This window comes from Streptomyces sp. NPDC031111 (assembly GCF_055570675.1).
Genome location: NZ_JBVIGS010000003.1, coordinates 205,429 through 221,701, shown reverse-complemented (window position 1 = coordinate 221,701; position 16,273 = coordinate 205,429). Strand labels below are relative to the sequence as shown.

Genomic DNA, 16,273 nt, shown 5'->3' with positions numbered 1-16,273 from the left:
GTGGATCGTGTTCTTCGTCGACACCATGGAATTCGAGGGCCTGGGCAACCGGAGCTACCTGGCCGGCGGGCCCGGTGCCGCGGTGGTCGTCGACCCGCCGCGCGACATCGACCAGGTCATCGCCGCGGCGGCCCGGCGCGGGGTGCGGATCTCCCATGTGGTGGAGACCCATGTGCACAACGACTACGTCACCGGCGGCCTGGAGCTCGCCCGGGTGACCGGAGCCGCCTACCTGGTGCCGGCCGGTGCGCAGGTGTCCTTCGCCCACACGCCGGTCGGCGACGGCGACACCGTGACGGTGGACGGGGGGCTGGTGCTGCGCGCGATCGCCACTCCCGGGCACACCCCGCACCACACCTCCTACGTCCTGGAAGAGGACGGGCGCGGCGTGGCGGCGTTCACCGGTGGGTCGCTGCTGATCGGCACCGTGGGCCGCCCCGACCTGGTCGAACCGCGGCTGACCGAGCAGTTGGCCCGGGCCCAGCACGCCTCCGCCCACCGCCTGGCCGACGAACTGGCCGACGAGGTGCCGGTGCTCCCCACCCACGGCTTCGGCAGCTTCTGCTCCTCCGCGCAGGCCGAAGGGGACGCGACCACGATCGGCCGGGAGCGCGAGACCAACGACGCGCTGACCCTGGACGTGGACACCTTCGTCGCCAGGACGCTCGCGGGCCTGGACGACGTGCCCGCGTACTACGCGCACATGGCTCCGGCCAACGCCGCGGGTCCCGCGCCGGTCGACCTCACCCCGGCCCGGCGCGCGGACGCCGAGGAGATCGCCTCCCGCCTGGCCGCGGGCGAGTGGGTGGTGGACCTGCGCAGCCGCGTGGCCTTCGCCGAGGGGCACGTGGCCGGGTCGTTCAACTTCGAGGGTGAGGGGAAGCTCGCCACCTACCTGGCCTGGCTGATCCCGTGGGGCAAGCCCGTCACCCTGCTCGCCGACACCCCGGAGCGGATCAGTGACGCGCAGCGAGAGCTGGCCAGGGTGGGCATCGACCGCCCGGCCGCCGCGGCCACCGGCGACCCGGCCGGCTGGGTCCGCGCCGGCGAGCGGCTCGCGTCCTTCCCGCGCGCACGCTTCGCCGACCTCGCCGGCGTCCGCGAGCGCGGCGAGAGCGTGGTCGTCCTGGACGTGCGGCGGGACTCGGAGCGTGCGGGCGGACACATCGACGGCTCGGTCCACATCCCGGTCCACGAACTGCCCGGCCGCACCGGCGAGGTGCCGGACGGGACGGTATGGGTGCACTGCGCCGGCGGGATGCGCGCGGCGATCGCCGCCTCCCTGCTGGATGCCGTCGGCCGTGACGTGGTCGCCGTCGACGACGGCTTCGACGCGGCGGCGGATGCCGGGCTGCCCCTGGTCTCCGGCTGATCGCAAGAAAGGAAGCGTGTGATGTTCCTCTTCCGTCGGAACGCGTGGGCCGCCGCAACGTGACCGTACTCGTTCTCGCTCTGATCGCCGGGGCCGTCGTCGGTCTGGCCCTTGGCGCCCTCGGCGGTGGCGGCAGCGTCCTCGCCGTACCCGCACTGATCTACCTGCTCGGATTCACCCCGGCGGCGGCCACCACGGCCGGCCTGATCATCGTCACCGCCACCTCCGCCACCGCCCTGTACGCCCACACCGGCGACGGGAACGTGGCCTGGCGGACGGGGACGCTGTTCGCCGCGGCGGGCATCGTCCCCGCCTTCCTCGCCGGGGCCGTCGCCGGGCGCCTGCCCGGGGCGCTGCTGACGGCGGCGTTCGCGGTCGTCGCCGCTCTGGCGGCCCTGCGCATGCTGCGTCCGTCCGCGGCCCGGCCGCCGGACCGGATCCGTCCCGGCAGGGCGGCCGGCGCCGGTGCCGGACTGGGCACCGTAACGGGCCTCTTGGGGGTCGGCGGGGGCTTCCTGGCCGTGCCCGCCCTCGTGGGTGTCCTGGGGCTGCGGATGCGGCAGGCGGTCGGCACCGGCCTGCTCGTCGTCACGGTGAACTCGCTCGCCGCGCTCGCCGCTCGCACCGGCACCGGTGGCGGGCTCCACTGGGAGGTCATCGGGCCTTTCACCGGAGCCGCGATCCTCGGTGCCCGGGACGGCAAACGGCTCGCGGCGAAGATCTCCGGCACCACCCTTCAGAAGATCTTCGCGGGTGTCCTGCTGGCGGTGGCCGCCTTCATGCTCGTCGACATGATCGTCTGATCGAGAGGCCCGCGGGCTGTGTGTCCCGGCCCGCACCGCACCGGGGGCTCCCGCCGGATCAAGCTCCGCTCCAACTCCGCACGACAGTACGGTCCCCCGCCGGGGGCACCGTCGCACACACAAGGATGACCTCTGCCATGACCACGCCCACCGCCCTCACCACCGACGAGGCACGCACCCGCCTGCACGAACTGACCGTCATCGACGTGCGCACCCCCGGCGAATACGCCGGCGGTCACCTCCCCGGCGCACTCAACATCCCCCTCGACCGGATCCAGCGCGCCCTGCCCGACATCCGGCATGCCGCCGGCCGCGGTGACATCCTGGTCGTGTGCGCGTCGGGCGCCCGCTCCGAGAAGGCCTGCGGGATCCTCGCGGAGAACGGCGTCACCGCCGCCACCCTGTCGGGAGGCACCGGCGCCTGGGCGGCCGGCGGCCACGAACTGCACCGCCCCCAAGGCGCCTCGCGTGCCACCTGGGGCATGGAGCGGCAGGTGAGGCTCACCGCGGGAGTGCTCGTGCTGCTCGGCCTGCTGCTCGGCCTCGTCGTCCACCCCGCCTTCCAGCTCGTCTCCGCCGGCATCGCGGGCGGCCTGGTCTTCTCCGCCCTCACCAACACCTGCGGCATGGCCGCCATACTCGCCAAACTCCCCCACAACCGCCCCCGCACCGCCGACATCGACAGCACCCTGGCGGCACTGCGCAATCGCTAGTGGCGCCTTCAGCGGTCGGTGAGGAGGCCCGCGTCGTGGGCCAGTACGGCGGCCTGTACGCGGTTGGCGCAGCCGGTGCGGGTGAGGATCCGGCTGATGTGCGCCTTGACCGTGCCGGCGCTCAGATACAGCTGATCGGCGATCTCCGCGTTGGACAGACCCCCGCCGAGCAGGCGCAGGACGTCCCGTTCGACGGGGGTCAGTTCCCTGGTCCTGTGCAGGGCGGCCTCGGTGTGCCGGCCGGACTGCACGTGCCGGTCCAGGAGTTGGCGGGTGATCCGGGGTGCCAGGACCGGTTCGCCCTTCGCGGCGAGCCGCACGGCGTGGATCAGGTCGGCGGGTCCGGTGTCCTTGAGGAGGAACCCGCTCGCCCCGGCGCGCAGGGCGCGGGTCACGCTCGCTTCCTCGCCGAACGCCGTCAGCATCACGACGCAGGTGCGGGGCGACAGCCGGGCGATGTCCTCGGCGGCGGCGATGCCGTCCCGGACCGGCATCTGGATGTCGACCAGGGCGACGTCGACGGAGTGGGTGCGGCAGGCCTCGGCGGCCTCCCGGCCGTCGCCCGCCTCGGCGACCACCTCGATGTCCTCGGCGTTCTCCAGGATGAGCCGGATTCCGGCGCGCATCAGCGTTTCGTCGTCGGCGACCAGGACTCGGATCACCCGCTCATCCTACGACCGCACCGGCCAGCAGTACGACGAGGAAGGCGACCGTCGGCAGGACGACGAGCAGGGCCAGGCACCCCGACCCGAGGATGCGGGGCCAGGTCAGGATCTCGTCCGGCAGCGGGGCACGCGCCCCGCGCTGTCCCTCGGTGCCGGTGCGGAAGGGGGCCGTGTCCCGGGGTGGTTCGGCGGATTCGGGGTGGGGGTGCGCCTGGGAGGGCAGCCAGGCGGCCATGCGGAAACCGCCGTTCGGCAGGGCGCCCGCCTCGAAGGTGCCGCCGAGCAGGGTGATCCGCTCCTGGCAGCCGGCCAGACCGCTGTGGTTCCCGCCGTGGGAGCGGCGCGCCACGCGCGGCGGGTCGTTGACGACGGACACCGCGATGCCGTGGTCCGTGGCCCTCACCGTCACCTCCGTGGCGGCGCCGGACGCGTGCTTCAGCACGTTCGTCAGCCCTTCGCGGACCACGCGGTGGATCGCCTGACGCGTACGGATCCCCACCTCGGCCGTGCCGGGAACGGACCAGTCCAGCGCCACGGTGCTGCCCGTTCGCCGCGACTCCTCGACCAGGGCGGCGATGTCCTCCCGTGTTCCCTTCTCGTCGCCGGTCCTCTCCCCCGGGTCCGTCAGGTCGCCGTGGCGCAGCACGCCGAGGATCTCGCGCAGTTCCTCCATCGCCGAGCCGGCGGTGGTGCGCAGCAGTTCGGCCTGTCCGACGAGGGCGGGGGCCTGCCGTCCGGCGGCGAGTTCGAGCGCTCCGGCGTGCACCGAGATCAGGCTCAGCCGGTGGCCCAGGAGATCGTGCATCTCCCCCGCGATCCGGTTCCGTTCCTCCATCCGGGCCGCCGCGGCGGTCAGGGCGCGGGTCTGTTCCAGATAGGCGTTGCGTTCCCGCAGCAGGCTGACCAGGGGCCGCCGCCGTCCCAACAGGGCACCGGCCAGGGCGGGAAGGAGCACGAGCAGCACCGCGGAGACGGCGTTCCCGGCCAGTTCCGTCGGCAGGTCCCCGGACCGTACCGGGGCGGCGGCGACGGTCAGGACCCCGACGACGGCGCAGACGATCCCGGCCAGTTGCCATACCCGGCGCTGCGGTGCGATGCGGCGGGTGGCGGACAGCACGACCAGCGGTGCCACCGCCATCGTCCACACGTTGAGACCCACGACCAGCGGCGCGGACCCCAGGACGGCGGCGACCGGCCGGCCGCGCCGGGCGGGGACGAGCAGCGCGGCCCACAACGCCTCCAGTACCGCCCACGTCAGGTGGTTCGGGGGCGCCAGGAGCAGCGGTGTGAGGCCGAACGCCGCGGCGAGGAGGCAGAGGAGTGCCTCGAGGACGACCGTAGGGCGCGCGGTGTTCCGCACCTCGGCCCGGATCGCGGCCGCCTCACGGCGCACCTGGCGCGCCATGTGGGCCGGCCCGGGGACCGGCCGGCCGGTCCGGCCCGACGGCTGTGTGTCCTCGTGCACCTGATGCATCGTCATCCCTGTCCCGCCACCCTGGATCTCCCCGGAGCAACGGTAGCCGTGGCGGTCTCCGCCGCACGGCAGGCCCCGGGGGTCACGCGCCCAGCCGGTGGCTCAGTTCCGCCCGCAGCGCGGCCACGTCCACCCGGCGGTCGGTGAGCAGCCGTACGACCGTGCCGTCCGCCCCGCCGTCCGCGTCGGCGGCGGGCCCGTCGAGCAGCGCGGAGAGCAGGTGGACCGTGCCGACGGTGGGTGATCCGTGCTCGGCGGCGGACAGCCGCGCCACCGCCATGGCCCGGTCGGCGGCGGCGGACTGCCGCACACCGTCGCCTCCGGGGACGGCGGCGGGCGGGGTCTGCGCGGCCGACGCGACCAGGGAGACCTGCCGTGCGCCGTGGCGGTGCAGCAGGGCGGGGGCGGCGTTGGCGGCGGCGAGGCTGTCGGGAAGGGAACGGCCGGCCACGGTCAGGGCCCGGTCCAGGGCCAGCGTCCCCAGCAGCAGGTCGACCGGCTCCACCGTGGCCCGCCCGCACCGCACCGCCTGCCGCCCGGCTTCGACGGACACCGCGAACAGCACCGGTGAGCCGTTCACGGTGCTGCCGGAGGTCCATGACGTCAGGGCGCGGCTCAGGGGGTTGCCGCTCCGGCCGATCGTCCCGGCCCTTCGCAGCAGGGTGACGCCACGGGATTCCGGTCCCTCCGTCTCGTCCGGGGCTGCCGTGTCCAGGGCGGCGAGGGCGGTCGCCGCCGCGGCCGTGTCCAGCCGCTCCAGCAACAGCGCTTCCCTCGCCCTGGTGTCCGGCAGCTCCAGCAGGGCACGGGCCACATGCCGGCAGCGCACGGAGACCGTGCCCTCGGCGCGGGCCGCCGCGACCGCGTGCAGCAGGCAGGCGCGCAGCGCCCCCGTCGTCCCGGGAAGCGCCGTGCCGCCGTCCGGGGCGGCTCGGCGGGAGCCGAGGCGGAAGCGCCAGCCGGCCTCGCGCCAGGCGGCCTCGACCTCCCACTCGTCGGCTTCCCGGCCGGCCCGCTCGTCGGCGCCGTCGCCGGCCGGCGTCTGGTGCGGCTCGTCGTCGCTCACCCAACCCCGGCCCGCGTGGCCGGAGATCAGGCCGCCGAGCGAACCGGCCTTCCGCATCCCCGGGGCGATCGCCGCACCGGCGTCCGTGTCCCCCATCACGAGTTCCCCGAGCAGGGTGTCCGTCCCCGCCTGCGGCAATTCGAGGCGGACCGCGCGGCGCACCGTCGCCACGAGCAGTTCCATGACATCCGGTTCGAACTCCGTGGTCGTCCCGGCCACGGCCGTGCCGTCGGTGTGGGTGTCGGTGGTGTCTCGTCGGCCCGTCAACGTTCCTCCCAAAGCGTGGTCACCTGGTCCGCATGACGCTAGGCGAACCCGGCGCGGTGCCGCTTCGGCCGACCGGCCACACTCCCGGTCCGATCGGCTGTGCCGGCAACTCCGCGCGGGAGCGGGCCGGTTCAGAGACTGCCGGGTGAGTCCAGACCGGTCAGCGCGCCGACGGGGTCCGGGTCGGGGGTGCCTCGGGGCCACCAGTCGTCGTGGCCCGGCTCTGACTCGTAGGCGTACCACAGGTGGTCGCGGCCGAGGCGGAGCTGGACATGGCCCCGGGGGTGGGTGAGGCGGTTGCGCCAGGGGCGGAAGGCGGGCAGGTCGGCGGCGAGGAGCAGCGGGCGGGCGCGGTCGAAACGGCCGGCCGGCGGGTCCCAGGGCTCCTCGAGGACGGCGAGGCCCGCCCGGCCGCCCTGACGCCAGGCGGCGACGGCGCGTGCCAGGTCGGCGGGGGTGCGGTCGGCGGCTCGGGCGAGGGAGGAGTACAGCGCGCGTGTCGCCGCGGTCAGGCCGGAACCGGGGCGGGCGGCGGCGAGCCGCACCGCGTCCTGCCAGAGGGTGAGCCCGCCGACCGGGTCGCGGCCGGTGGTGAGCAGGGCGTGTGCGCGGGCGGCGGCGTCGGTGGCCAGCTGGTCCAGGGCGAACGGGTCCGGCCCGCCGGGGGACGCGGGGTACACGGGCGGCTGCTCGGGGTGCGCCGGCGGGGGCAACGGGGCGGGGAGCGGCGGGAGTTCGCGGTCGCGTCGGGCGAGGGCCTCGGTCGCCCGCAGGCCGGGAAGGGGCTCCGGTTCCCTCTTCTGGGCGGCGCGGGCCGCGCGGGCGGCGCTGAGCCGGGACAGCGCGTCGATCACCTCCCGCTCACCGCGTCCGCGCAGCAGGAGCAGCACGAACGGGTCGGCGTCGAGCAGTCGGGCCGTCTGGTAGCAGAGGGCCGCGGCGTGCTTGCAGGGGTGACCGGAATCGGGGCAGCTGCACCGGGGGGTGAGGTCGCCGGGGCCGGGCAGCAGCGGGACCCCGCAGTCGGCGAGGGACTGGGGCATCTCCTTGTCCAGCAGGGCCGCGATGTGGCCGGGGCGGTCGGCGGCGGCGTCCAGGAACCGCTCCCAGTCGGCGTCGTCGAACGTCCGCAGCCGCACCTGCACCCGGTACGGGCGCGGGCGGCTGCCCTGCACGTAGGCGAGCACGAGCCCGGGTGTGACGGTGATGGCGTCGACATGTCCCTGTTCGGCGTACCCGCGTCCGCGTGCGAGCCGGGCCGCGTCCAGCGCGCCCTCCTCCAACGCGGTGACCCACGCCTCACCCCACCAGGTCTCGGCGAAGCCCTCGCTGTCCGGGGCCCGGGGCGGGAGCGCCGGGAAGGTGCGGCGCAGATCGCCGTCGCGGGCGGGGGCGGCCATGGAGCGGGGGGTCGAGTGCGGGCGGGGGGTGGCGGGTTCGGGCGGTGTGCCTCGCGGCGTGTCGGGGGGCAGGGGTCCGGCGCCTGTTGAGGCGACGGGCGCCGAAGTCCCGCCGTGGGAACGGGAGTCGGGGTCCGGTCCGGAGACCGAGGTGGGCATGCCGAAGGCGTCCGCGAGCGACGCGCGTACCTCGCGGGCGCGTGCGTCGGCCACACGGTCGCCGCGCGTGGTGCGTGGAACGCGGGGTGTCGGTGCGCGCCGTTCCCGGGGTTCGGCGCGGGTCGCGCGGTCGTCGCGCGCAGGGCGCTCGCGCAGCGCCTCCTCGCGGGCGGAGCGCAGCGCCTCCCGTGCGATGTCCCCGGGGCGCCGGGCGGCGCGGTCCCCCGCGGCGCCCCCGGGCGGGGTCGCCGTCTCCTCGGACGACCGGTCGCCGGACGGCGGCTCGTCGACGGGCGGCTCGTCGCCTGATCCGGCGTCGTCCGCGGCGGGGTGCTCCGGTGCGTCCGTGTCCGCCCGGTCCGGGTCGGCGGCGTCGGTGTCGGCGGGTGTCGCGGTCCCGCGCCGGGCCAGTACGGCCCGGCGCAGCGCCTCACGGGCCACGTCACCGGGGCGGGATTCCGGGTCCCCGGGCCGGGCGGACCGGCCGGGGCGGTCGGGCTGTGCGTCGGTCGGGGCGGGGGCGGGCGGCTGTTCCGGAGCGGGCCGGTGATCGGGTGTGTCCGTGCCGCCCGTCGGCTCGCGGGCCGCCCGTGCGCGGGCCGCGCGCAGGGCCTCGCGGGCCTCGTCGGAGGGGCGGGGGGTCATGCCGGCCTCCGCAGGGACACCAGGTCGGACAGGTCGCGGTCGGACAGTTCCGTGAGGGCCGACTCGCCGGAGCCGAGGATCGCGTCGGCGAGGGCACGCTTGGACTCCAGCATCTCGGCGATACGGTCCTCGACCGTGCCCTCGGTGACCAGGCGGTGGACCTGGACGGGCTGGGTCTGGCCGATGCGGTAGGCGCGGTCGGTGGCCTGCTCCTCGACGGCCGGGTTCCACCAGCGGTCGAAGTGGACGACATGGCCGGCGCGGGTGAGGTTCAGACCGGTGCCGGCGGCCTTGAGGGAGAGCACCAGGACCGGGGTCGATCCGCTCTGGAAGCGGTCCACCATGCGCTCCCGCTCCGGCACCGGCGTACCGCCGTGGAGGAGGTCGACCGGGACCGCCCGCTCGGTGAGATGGGCGGTGATCAGGCGGGCCATCCCGACGTACTGCGTGAAGACGAGGGCCGAACCGTCCTCGGCGAGGAGGGTGTCCAACAGCTCGTCCAGCAGGGCGAGTTTGCCGGACCGGGCGGCGAGCCGGTCGTCCCCGGCCCGTGCCCGCTCCTCCTTCAGAAACAGCGCCGGGTGGTCGCAGATCTGCTTCAGCGAGGTCAGCAGTTTCAGCACCAGTCCGCGCCGACCCATGCCCTGCGCGCTCTCGATGGCGTGCATCGACTCGCGGACCACCGCCTCGTACAGCGCGGCCTGTTCGCGGGTGAGCGGTACGGGGTGGTCCGTCTCGGTCTTGGGCGGCAGTTCGGGGACGATGCCGGGGTCGGACTTCTTGCGCCGCAGCAGGAAGGGGCGGACCAGGCGGGCGAGGCGCTCGACCGCCTCCTCGTCCTCGCCGGTCTCCACCGCGCGGGCGTGCCGGGCGCGGAAGGACTTCAGCGGGCCGAGGAGTCCCGGGGTCGTCCAGTCGAGGAGGGCCCACAGTTCGGAGAGGTTGTTCTCCACCGGGGTGCCGGTGAGCGCCACCCGCGCGGGGGCCGGGATCGTGCGCAGGGCCTTCGCCGTCGCGGAGTGGGGGTTCTTGACGTGCTGTGCCTCGTCGGCGACGACCATGCCCCAGCTCCGCGCGGCGAGTTCGGGGGCGGTGGAGCGCATGGTGCCGTAGGTGGTGAGGACGAAGCCGCCGTCCAGGTCGTCCAGGGTGCGGTCGGGGCCGTGGTAGCGGCGCACGGGGACGCCGGGCGCGAACCGGGTGATCTCCCGCTGCCAGTTGCCGAGCAGCGAGGCGGGGCAGACCACCAGGGTCGGCTCGGTGCGGGCCCGCTTCAGATGGAGCGCGATGAGGGTGACGGTCTTGCCGAGGCCCATGTCGTCGGCGAGGCAGCCGCCGAGGCCGAGGGAGGTCATGAGGTCCAGCCAGGCCAGGCCCCGGAGCTGGTAGTCGCGCAGGGTGGCGTGGAGGCCGGGCGGCGCCTCGGCGGGCCGTACGCCGGCGGTCAGGCGGTCGCGGAGGGCGGCGAGGGCGCCGGTCGGCACCGCCTCGACCGTCTCGCCGTCGACCTCGGCGTGGCCGGTGAGGGCGACGGACAGCGCGTCGACCGGGTCGAGCAGTCCCAGGTCCCGTTTGCGGGCCTTGCGGACGAGGGCGGGGTCGACCAGCACCCACTGGTCGCGCAGCCGTACGACGGGACGGTGGGCCTCGGCCAGGGCGTCCATCTCCGCCTCGGTGAGCGGGTCGCCGGCGAGGGCGAGCTGCCAGCCGAACCGCAGCAGGTCCTCGCTCTCGAAGAATCCGCTGCCGTCGGTCGCCGAACCGGGGGCCGGGCGGACCACCGCCGTGGCGGTCAGATCCTGGGCGAGGTCCCGGGGCCAGTGCACGGCGACCCCGGCGGCGGCGAGCCGGGTGGCCGCCACCCCCAGCAGGTCGCTCAGCTCGTCCTCGGACAGGGCCAGTACATCCGGCACGTCCTGGTCGGAGAGCCGGTCCAGGGGCGGCCAGACGCGGGCGGCGCGGCGCACGGCGAGGGCGGCGTCCACGCGCGCCCGGGGGCCGAAGGCGGAGTCCGCCTCGCCCGCCCACAGGGCGGCGGCGTCGGCCACCAGGGTCGGGTCGGCGAGGCTGTGCACCTGCACGATCGCCGCGCCCGCGCCGCGAGTGTCGCGTCCCTCGCCGCCCGCTCCCTCCCCGGCGTCGAAGAGGTCGTACGCGGACAGGTCGAGGCGGAGCGAGACACGCACGCCGGCGTCCATTCCGGCGGCGACCTCGGCGGCCCAGTCGTGGGCGTCGGGCAGGCGCTGCGCCTGCCGCGCGGCGAACGGGAGCCCGGAGGCGTAGGGCGCGGCCGGGGTGCGGGGCAGGGTGTCGGCGACCGCGTCCAGGAAGGCGCGCACCAGCGCCTCCGGCCGGGGCAGCCGGAGGGGGCCGGGGCCGGGCAGGGGGACGGCGTGGCCCTCGTGGGGGAGGGCGGCGGCCACCGCGCGCAGGTGTGCCACGTCGTCCGGTTCGAGCGGGCCGGCGCGCCAGGCGTCGTGGCCGGTGGCGGTCAGGCCGGGCAGCAGCCGGCCGCGGGCGGTGAGCCGCAGGGCGTGCAGGGCGGCGGCGCCCCAGCAGGCGGTGGCGGGGTGGGCCGCGGGGTCGTGCCGGGCGCGGACCAGCAGCGGCAGTGCCTCGTCGACGGGCAGGGAGAGGGCGGGGGTCGTGTGCCGCCGCACTCCCGTGCCGTGCGGGCGGACGACGGTGAGGTCCGTGCGCCGCGCGGATCCGGTGGTGTCGGGCCCTTCGGCGGGTGGTCCGGGAATCGCCTCGCCGTCGGGGTCGTAGAAGGCGATCCGTCCGTCGCGCGGGAGGGGTGCGGAGAGGAAGACGGCCGGGAGCCGGACGGGGACGTCCGTCCCGTCCGTGCCGCCGGGCGCGGCCGGGTCCCGCTCGGCCGTCACGGTCCGCTCGCTCATACGTTCTGCCACCTCCCGCCCGCGTGTCGGATCAGTCGTCTTCGACTCTACGGGCGGGCTCTGACAATCGGCCCCGGCGGCCGGTGCGCGGTGCCGGATCAGGGCACGGTGCGGGAGACCACGTACACCCTCGGATAGCCCGGCTTGTGGTGGTTGACGACGACGTCGTGGGTGGGCGCCGGTTTCTTCTGCTCGTGCACGAGGCCGGACCAGGTGCCGGGGCCGTAGAACTTCCAGCCGGTGATGTCCCGGTCGCGCTCGCCGATGGTGATGTCGCCGGGCTCCAGGTCGTTCGCCTGAACGCCCAGGCTGGTGAGGAAGGCGCTCAGGCCCGCGTCGGTCGTCTCGAACTCGACGTACAGGCGGCTGGTCTTCCAGTTGTTGGTCTCGTACGAGGCCACCCACCACGCGGGGTGCGGTACGGGCACCTGGTAGAGGCGGCGCTGGACCTTCGACGGCCAGCCCTCGGTCAGGCCGGTCGCGGAGTACTTCGCCTCCTTGTCCTTGCCGCTGGCCCGGCTCTGGTTCGCGGAGATCACCAGATAGCCGGCCGGGACACCGATGAGCAGCACGATGATCAGCAGGGTGAGTGCCCTGCGGCGGATCATGTGCCGCCGGTCCTCGGGCGGGCGGGGTGCGCCCGGGAGGGCGGGCTGCTGGGGAAACTCGCCGGTCACAGCGACTCCTGGGTGGTGCGGCGGGCCTCCGCGTACCGCTCGTAGCGTTCGTAGCGCTCGACGCGGCGGCGCTTGGCGCGGCGGAAGCGGCGGGCGACCAGCCGGGCGAGGTCGGCGGCGCCGACCATGCCGGCCTCGGGACCGAGCTGGGCGCGGACGATGGTGGCCTCGGGGCGGTAGCCGCGGCCGGTGAGCTGCCGCTTGAAGGCGTCCCGCGCGGGGCCGATCAGCAGGTCGTCGGCGGCGGAGACACCGCCGCCGATGACGAAGCAGGAGGGGTCCAGCGCGGCGGCGAGGTTGGCGATGCCGACGCCGAGCCACTGGCCGATGTCCTGGAGGAGTTCGATGCACATGGCGTCGCCCTCGCGGGCCAGCTCGGTGATCATCGGGCCGCTGATGTCGGCGATGTTCCCCTTGACGTGCTCGATGATCCCGTAGGCGACGGGCGAGTCGGCGGCGGCCAGCTCGCGCGCCTCGCGGACCAGCGCGTTGCCGGAGCTGTACTGCTCCCAGCAGCCCCGGTTGCCGCAGGGGCAGCGGTGGCCGCCGGGGACGACCTGCATATGGCCGAACTCGCCGGCGACGCCGTACTTGCCCCGCTTGACCTGCCCGTCCTCCAGGATGGCGCCGCCGATCCCGGTACCGAGCGTGATCATGACCAGGTGGTCCTCGCCGCGTCCGGCGCCGAACCGCCACTCGGCCCAGGCGGCGGCGTTGGCGTCGTTGTCCACCAGGACCGGGACGGCGAGGCGGCCCGCGAGACGGTCGCGCAGCGGCTCGTTGCGCCAGGACAGGTGGGGGGCGAACAGCACGCGGTTGCGGTCGGCGTCGACCCAGCCGGCCGCGCCGATGCCGACCGCGTGCACGTCGTGCCGGTCGGACAGGTCCAGCACCAGTTCGACGATGGTGTCCTCGACGACCTTGGGGCTCTTGGACTTGTCCGGGGTCTCCGTGCGCAGCCGCTCCAGGATGTTGCCGTCGGCGTCGACGACGCCCGCCATCACCTTGGTGCCGCCGATGTCGATGCCCACCGTCGGGACACGGGGTGCCGTCAGGTGGGAGCGGCGCTCCCGGGTGCCGACGGTTCTCAGGACCGGGGCGCGGCGGGAGCCGATGGGGGCGGTGAAGTCGCGGTAGGTGCTCATCGTGTGCGATTCTGCCGCACCGGTGCGCGGATTGTGGTGCGGGGCAGGTGGGGGGTGGTGTGGATCATGGCCGGGTGCGGGTGCGTTGTGGTTGATCGCGCCCGCGCGGCGGAGCCGCAGATCTACACAGCCCCGCGCCCCTAAAGGGCGCGTTGCAGTTCGTGGCGTAGATCGTCCAGTTCGTCGCCGCCGGCCATCTGGCTCGTGAGCTCGTCCAGGGTGATCTCGCCCCGTAGGTGGTTGCCCGCCATCGTGCCGCGCTTCAGTAGGACGAAGCTGTCGCCCACCAGGTAGGCGTGGTGGGGGTTGTGGGTGATGAAGACGACTCCCAGGCCCTGGTCGCGTGCCGCGGCCACATATTTCAGGACCACGCCCGACTGCTTGACGCCCAGTGCCGCCGTCGGCTCGTCCAGGACGAGGACCTTCGCGCCGAAGTGCACCGCGCGGGCGATCGCCACGCACTGGCGTTCGCCGCCGGAGAGGGTGCCGATCGGCTGGTCGACGTCGCGCAGGTCGATGCCCATGCGAAGGAGTTCCGCGCGGGTGGTGCGGCGCATGTGGTCGACGTCCATGCGCTTGAAGGGGCCGATGCCCTTGCGCGGCTCGGAGCCGAGGAAGAAGTTCCGCCAGACCGGCATGAGCGGGACGACGGCCAGGTCCTGGTGGACGGTCGCGATGCCCCGGTCCAGTGCCTCGCGCGGCGAGGACAGGCGGGTCTCCTCGCCGTCGAGGGCGAGCGTGCCGCCGTCGTGCTGGTGCAACCCCGCGATGATCTTGATCAGGGTGGACTTGCCGGCGCCGTTGTCGCCCAGTACGCAGGTGATCCCGCCCGCGTGCACCTCCAGCGACACGCCTTCGAGGGCGCGGACGTTGCCGTAGCGCTTGCTGATGCCGGACAGCTCCACGAGGGGCGTGCGGTGGTCGGTCCGTGTCATGTCGAGGCCTCCGCGCGGCGGCGTACCCAGGTGTTGAGCAGGGTGGCGAGGAGCAGCATCGCTCCGAGGAAGAACTTGAACCAGTCGGGGTTCCACTCGGCGAAGACGATGCCCTTGCTGGTCATGCCGAAGAGCAGCGCGCCGACCGCCGAGCCGACGGCGCTGCCGTGGCCGCCGGTGATCAGACAGCCGCCGATGACGGCCGCGATGATGTAGATCAGCTCGTTGCCGACGCCCTCGCCGGACTGGACGACGTCGTAGGAGAAGAGCAGGTGCTGGCCGCAGATCCAGGCGCCGAGGGCGACGCCCATGTAGAGCGCGGTCTTGGTCCGGGCCACGGGGACGCCCACCGCGCGGGCGGCCTGTTCGTTGCCGCCGACGGCGAAGATCCAGTTGCCGGCGCGGGTGCGCAGGAGGATCCAGCTGCCGAGGGCGACCAGGGCGAGCCACCACAGGACGGTGACCTTGAGGTGCGTGCCGCCGACGGTGAGAGTCGAGGCGAACAGGGCCCGCGCGCTCGTGAAGCCCTCCATGTCGGCGATGGTCTTCGTGGAGACAGTGCCGCTGATCAGCTTGGTGAAGCCGAGGTTCATGCCGGTCAGCATCAGGAAGGTGCCGAGCGTGATGATGAAGCTCGGCAGCCGGGTGCGGGCCAGCATGAAGCCGTTGAAGGCGCCGACGGCGAGGGTGACCAGCAGGGAGACGCCGACGCCGACCCAGACGTTGGCGGTCATCTGGTAGCTGAACATCGACGACACCAGCGCCGACGAGGTGACCAGGACGCCGGCCGACAGGTCGAACTCCCCGCCGATCATCAGCAGCGCCACCGGGACGGCCATGATGCCGATGGTGGAGGACGCGTAGAGGACGGTGCCGAGGCCGGCGGCGCCCAGGAAGCCGTCGGCGACGAGGGCGAAGCAGAAGAAGACGGCGATCGCGCCGACGACGGAGCCCAGCTCGGGGCGGCTCAGCAGCCGCTGGACCGGGGCCGACGTACGCAGAAACCTTTCATCGGGAACGTCGGGAGTCGTCGCGCTCATCGGGTGCCCCGCTGCGTGTACTCCTCGAGCGCGCCGGCGTCGTCCTTGGTGACGATCTGCGGACCGGTGAGCACGGGCCGGCCGCCGCCCAGGACGTCGGCGTTGTACCGGTACAGCCACAGCAGGTCGACCGCCTCGTAGCCCTGGAGGTAGGGCTGCTGGTCGACGGCGAAGCCGAGGCTGCCGTCCTTCAGACCGGCCGCGACCTTGGCGTTGAGGTCGAAGGTGTCGATCTCGGCGTCGCTGCCGGCGCCGTCGCGGGCCTTCACCGCGGTGTCGGCGTAGGGGGCGCCCAGCGTGACGACGGCGTCCACGGCGGTGTCGGACTGGAGCCGGGCCTCGATCGCCGACTGCACGTCCGGCATGCTGGTGCCGTTGACGTGGAGGCGGACCACCGTGCCGTCGAAGGTCCGCTCCACTCCGTCGCAGCGCTGCTCGTGACCGACGTTGCCCTGCTCGTGCAGGACGCACAGGGCCTTCTTCCGGCCCCGCTCGTTCAGCTCCTCGCCGACGGCCTCACCGGCGATCGTCTCGTCCTGCCCGATGTGGCTCAGCGCGCCGAACTCCTTCGACTCGGCCGAGCCGCTGTTCACGGTGACCACCGGGATGCCCGCCTCGCGGGCGCGGGCGAGGGACGCCTTCATGGCGTCCGGTTTGGCGAGGGTGACGATGATGCCGTCGACCTTCTTGTCGACGGCCGCGTCCACGAGCTGCGCCTGCTGCTGGGCCTCGTCGTCGTGCGTGTAGAGGAAGCGGACGTTGTCCTTCACCGCGGCCTGCTTCGCGCCGCTCTGGACGATGTCCCAGAAGGTGTCGCCGTCCCCCGCGTGGGTGATCATCGCGAAGGTCCAGCGCGGTGTGTTCACCGCCGCCCGTCCCTGGGCCGCGGCGGCCGCGCGGGCGTCCTCCGCCCGTTTGCCGCCGGTATCGCTGCATCCGGCGAGCGTGAGACTCAACGCCCCCGCCACCGCCATGCCCACCCAGGTCGAAAACCGTGCCACGAGGACGTGCC

General features: G+C 74.3%; 13 protein-coding genes. 3 read left to right on the top strand and 10 right to left on the bottom strand.

Features of this window, described 5'->3' with window-relative positions; all coding sequences use genetic code 11:
- Nucleotides 1-7: 7 nt before the first annotated feature.
- From ACZ470_RS08210 to ACZ470_RS08200, 3 genes are all read left to right on the top strand, one after another.
- The gene (locus tag ACZ470_RS08210; protein WP_468425543.1) at nucleotides 8-1,372 is read left to right on the top strand and encodes an MBL fold metallo-hydrolase; all 1,365 of its coding nucleotides are present in this window, start codon (nucleotides 8-10) and stop codon (nucleotides 1,370-1,372) included.
- A 59-nt stretch (nucleotides 1,373-1,431) separates the two neighbouring features.
- Nucleotides 1,432-2,175, top strand: a complete 744-nt coding sequence (locus ACZ470_RS08205) for a sulfite exporter TauE/SafE family protein (RefSeq protein ID WP_468425541.1) — start codon at nucleotides 1,432-1,434, stop codon at nucleotides 2,173-2,175.
- A gap of 137 nt (nucleotides 2,176-2,312) precedes the next feature.
- Complete coding sequence (locus ACZ470_RS08200) at nucleotides 2,313-2,888, top strand: rhodanese-like domain-containing protein (RefSeq protein ID WP_468425539.1); 576 nt, start codon at nucleotides 2,313-2,315, stop codon at nucleotides 2,886-2,888.
- An 8-nt stretch (nucleotides 2,889-2,896) separates the two neighbouring features.
- Here the strand turns inward: ACZ470_RS08200 and ACZ470_RS08195 are convergent, their stop codons facing one another.
- The 10 genes from ACZ470_RS08195 to ACZ470_RS08150 form a co-directional block, all read right to left on the bottom strand.
- Nucleotides 2,897-3,550 (bottom strand): response regulator transcription factor, encoded by a 654-nt coding sequence (locus ACZ470_RS08195; protein ID WP_468425537.1) that lies wholly within the window; start codon nucleotides 3,548-3,550, stop codon nucleotides 2,897-2,899.
- A 4-nt stretch (nucleotides 3,551-3,554) separates the two neighbouring features.
- The gene (locus ACZ470_RS08190; protein ID WP_468425535.1) at nucleotides 3,555-5,033 is read right to left on the bottom strand and encodes a sensor histidine kinase; all 1,479 of its coding nucleotides are present in this window, start codon (nucleotides 5,031-5,033) and stop codon (nucleotides 3,555-3,557) included.
- A 76-nt stretch (nucleotides 5,034-5,109) separates the two neighbouring features.
- On the bottom strand, nucleotides 5,110-6,360 hold the full coding sequence (locus tag ACZ470_RS08185) for a hypothetical protein (protein ID WP_468425533.1): 1,251 nt from the start codon (nucleotides 6,358-6,360) through the stop codon (nucleotides 5,110-5,112).
- 131 nt (nucleotides 6,361-6,491) lie between these two features.
- Nucleotides 6,492-8,564 carry an SWIM zinc finger family protein gene (locus tag ACZ470_RS08180; protein WP_468425531.1) on the bottom strand — a complete coding sequence of 691 codons (2,073 nt, stop codon included), beginning with the start codon at nucleotides 8,562-8,564 and terminating at the stop codon, nucleotides 6,492-6,494.
- The gene (locus tag ACZ470_RS08175) at nucleotides 8,561-11,464 is read right to left on the bottom strand and encodes a DEAD/DEAH box helicase (RefSeq protein WP_468425529.1); all 2,904 of its coding nucleotides are present in this window, start codon (nucleotides 11,462-11,464) and stop codon (nucleotides 8,561-8,563) included. The genes ACZ470_RS08180 and ACZ470_RS08175 overlap by 4 nt, the downstream gene beginning before the upstream one ends.
- A 98-nt stretch (nucleotides 11,465-11,562) precedes the next feature.
- Entirely contained in the window at nucleotides 11,563-12,141 is a 579-nt protein-coding gene (locus ACZ470_RS08170) for a sugar kinase (RefSeq protein WP_468425527.1), read from the bottom strand.
- Nucleotides 12,138-13,286, bottom strand: a complete 1,149-nt coding sequence (locus ACZ470_RS08165; protein WP_468425525.1) for an ROK family glucokinase — start codon at nucleotides 13,284-13,286, stop codon at nucleotides 12,138-12,140. Before ACZ470_RS08165 ends, ACZ470_RS08170 begins: the two co-directional genes overlap by 4 nt.
- Nucleotides 13,287-13,426: 140 nt before the next feature.
- Nucleotides 13,427-14,221 carry an ATP-binding cassette domain-containing protein gene (locus tag ACZ470_RS08160; RefSeq protein ID WP_468425523.1) on the bottom strand — a complete coding sequence of 265 codons (795 nt, stop codon included), beginning with the start codon at nucleotides 14,219-14,221 and terminating at the stop codon, nucleotides 13,427-13,429.
- Nucleotides 14,218-15,261, bottom strand: coding sequence for an ABC transporter permease (locus ACZ470_RS08155; RefSeq protein ID WP_468425521.1), 1,044 nt, complete (start codon nucleotides 15,259-15,261; stop codon nucleotides 14,218-14,220). Before ACZ470_RS08155 ends, ACZ470_RS08160 begins: the two co-directional genes overlap by 4 nt.
- Nucleotides 15,258-16,262 (bottom strand): sugar ABC transporter substrate-binding protein, encoded by a 1,005-nt coding sequence (locus ACZ470_RS08150; RefSeq protein ID WP_468425519.1) that lies wholly within the window; start codon nucleotides 16,260-16,262, stop codon nucleotides 15,258-15,260. The genes ACZ470_RS08155 and ACZ470_RS08150 overlap by 4 nt, the downstream gene beginning before the upstream one ends.
- Between the last annotated feature and the right edge of the window lie 11 nt (nucleotides 16,263-16,273).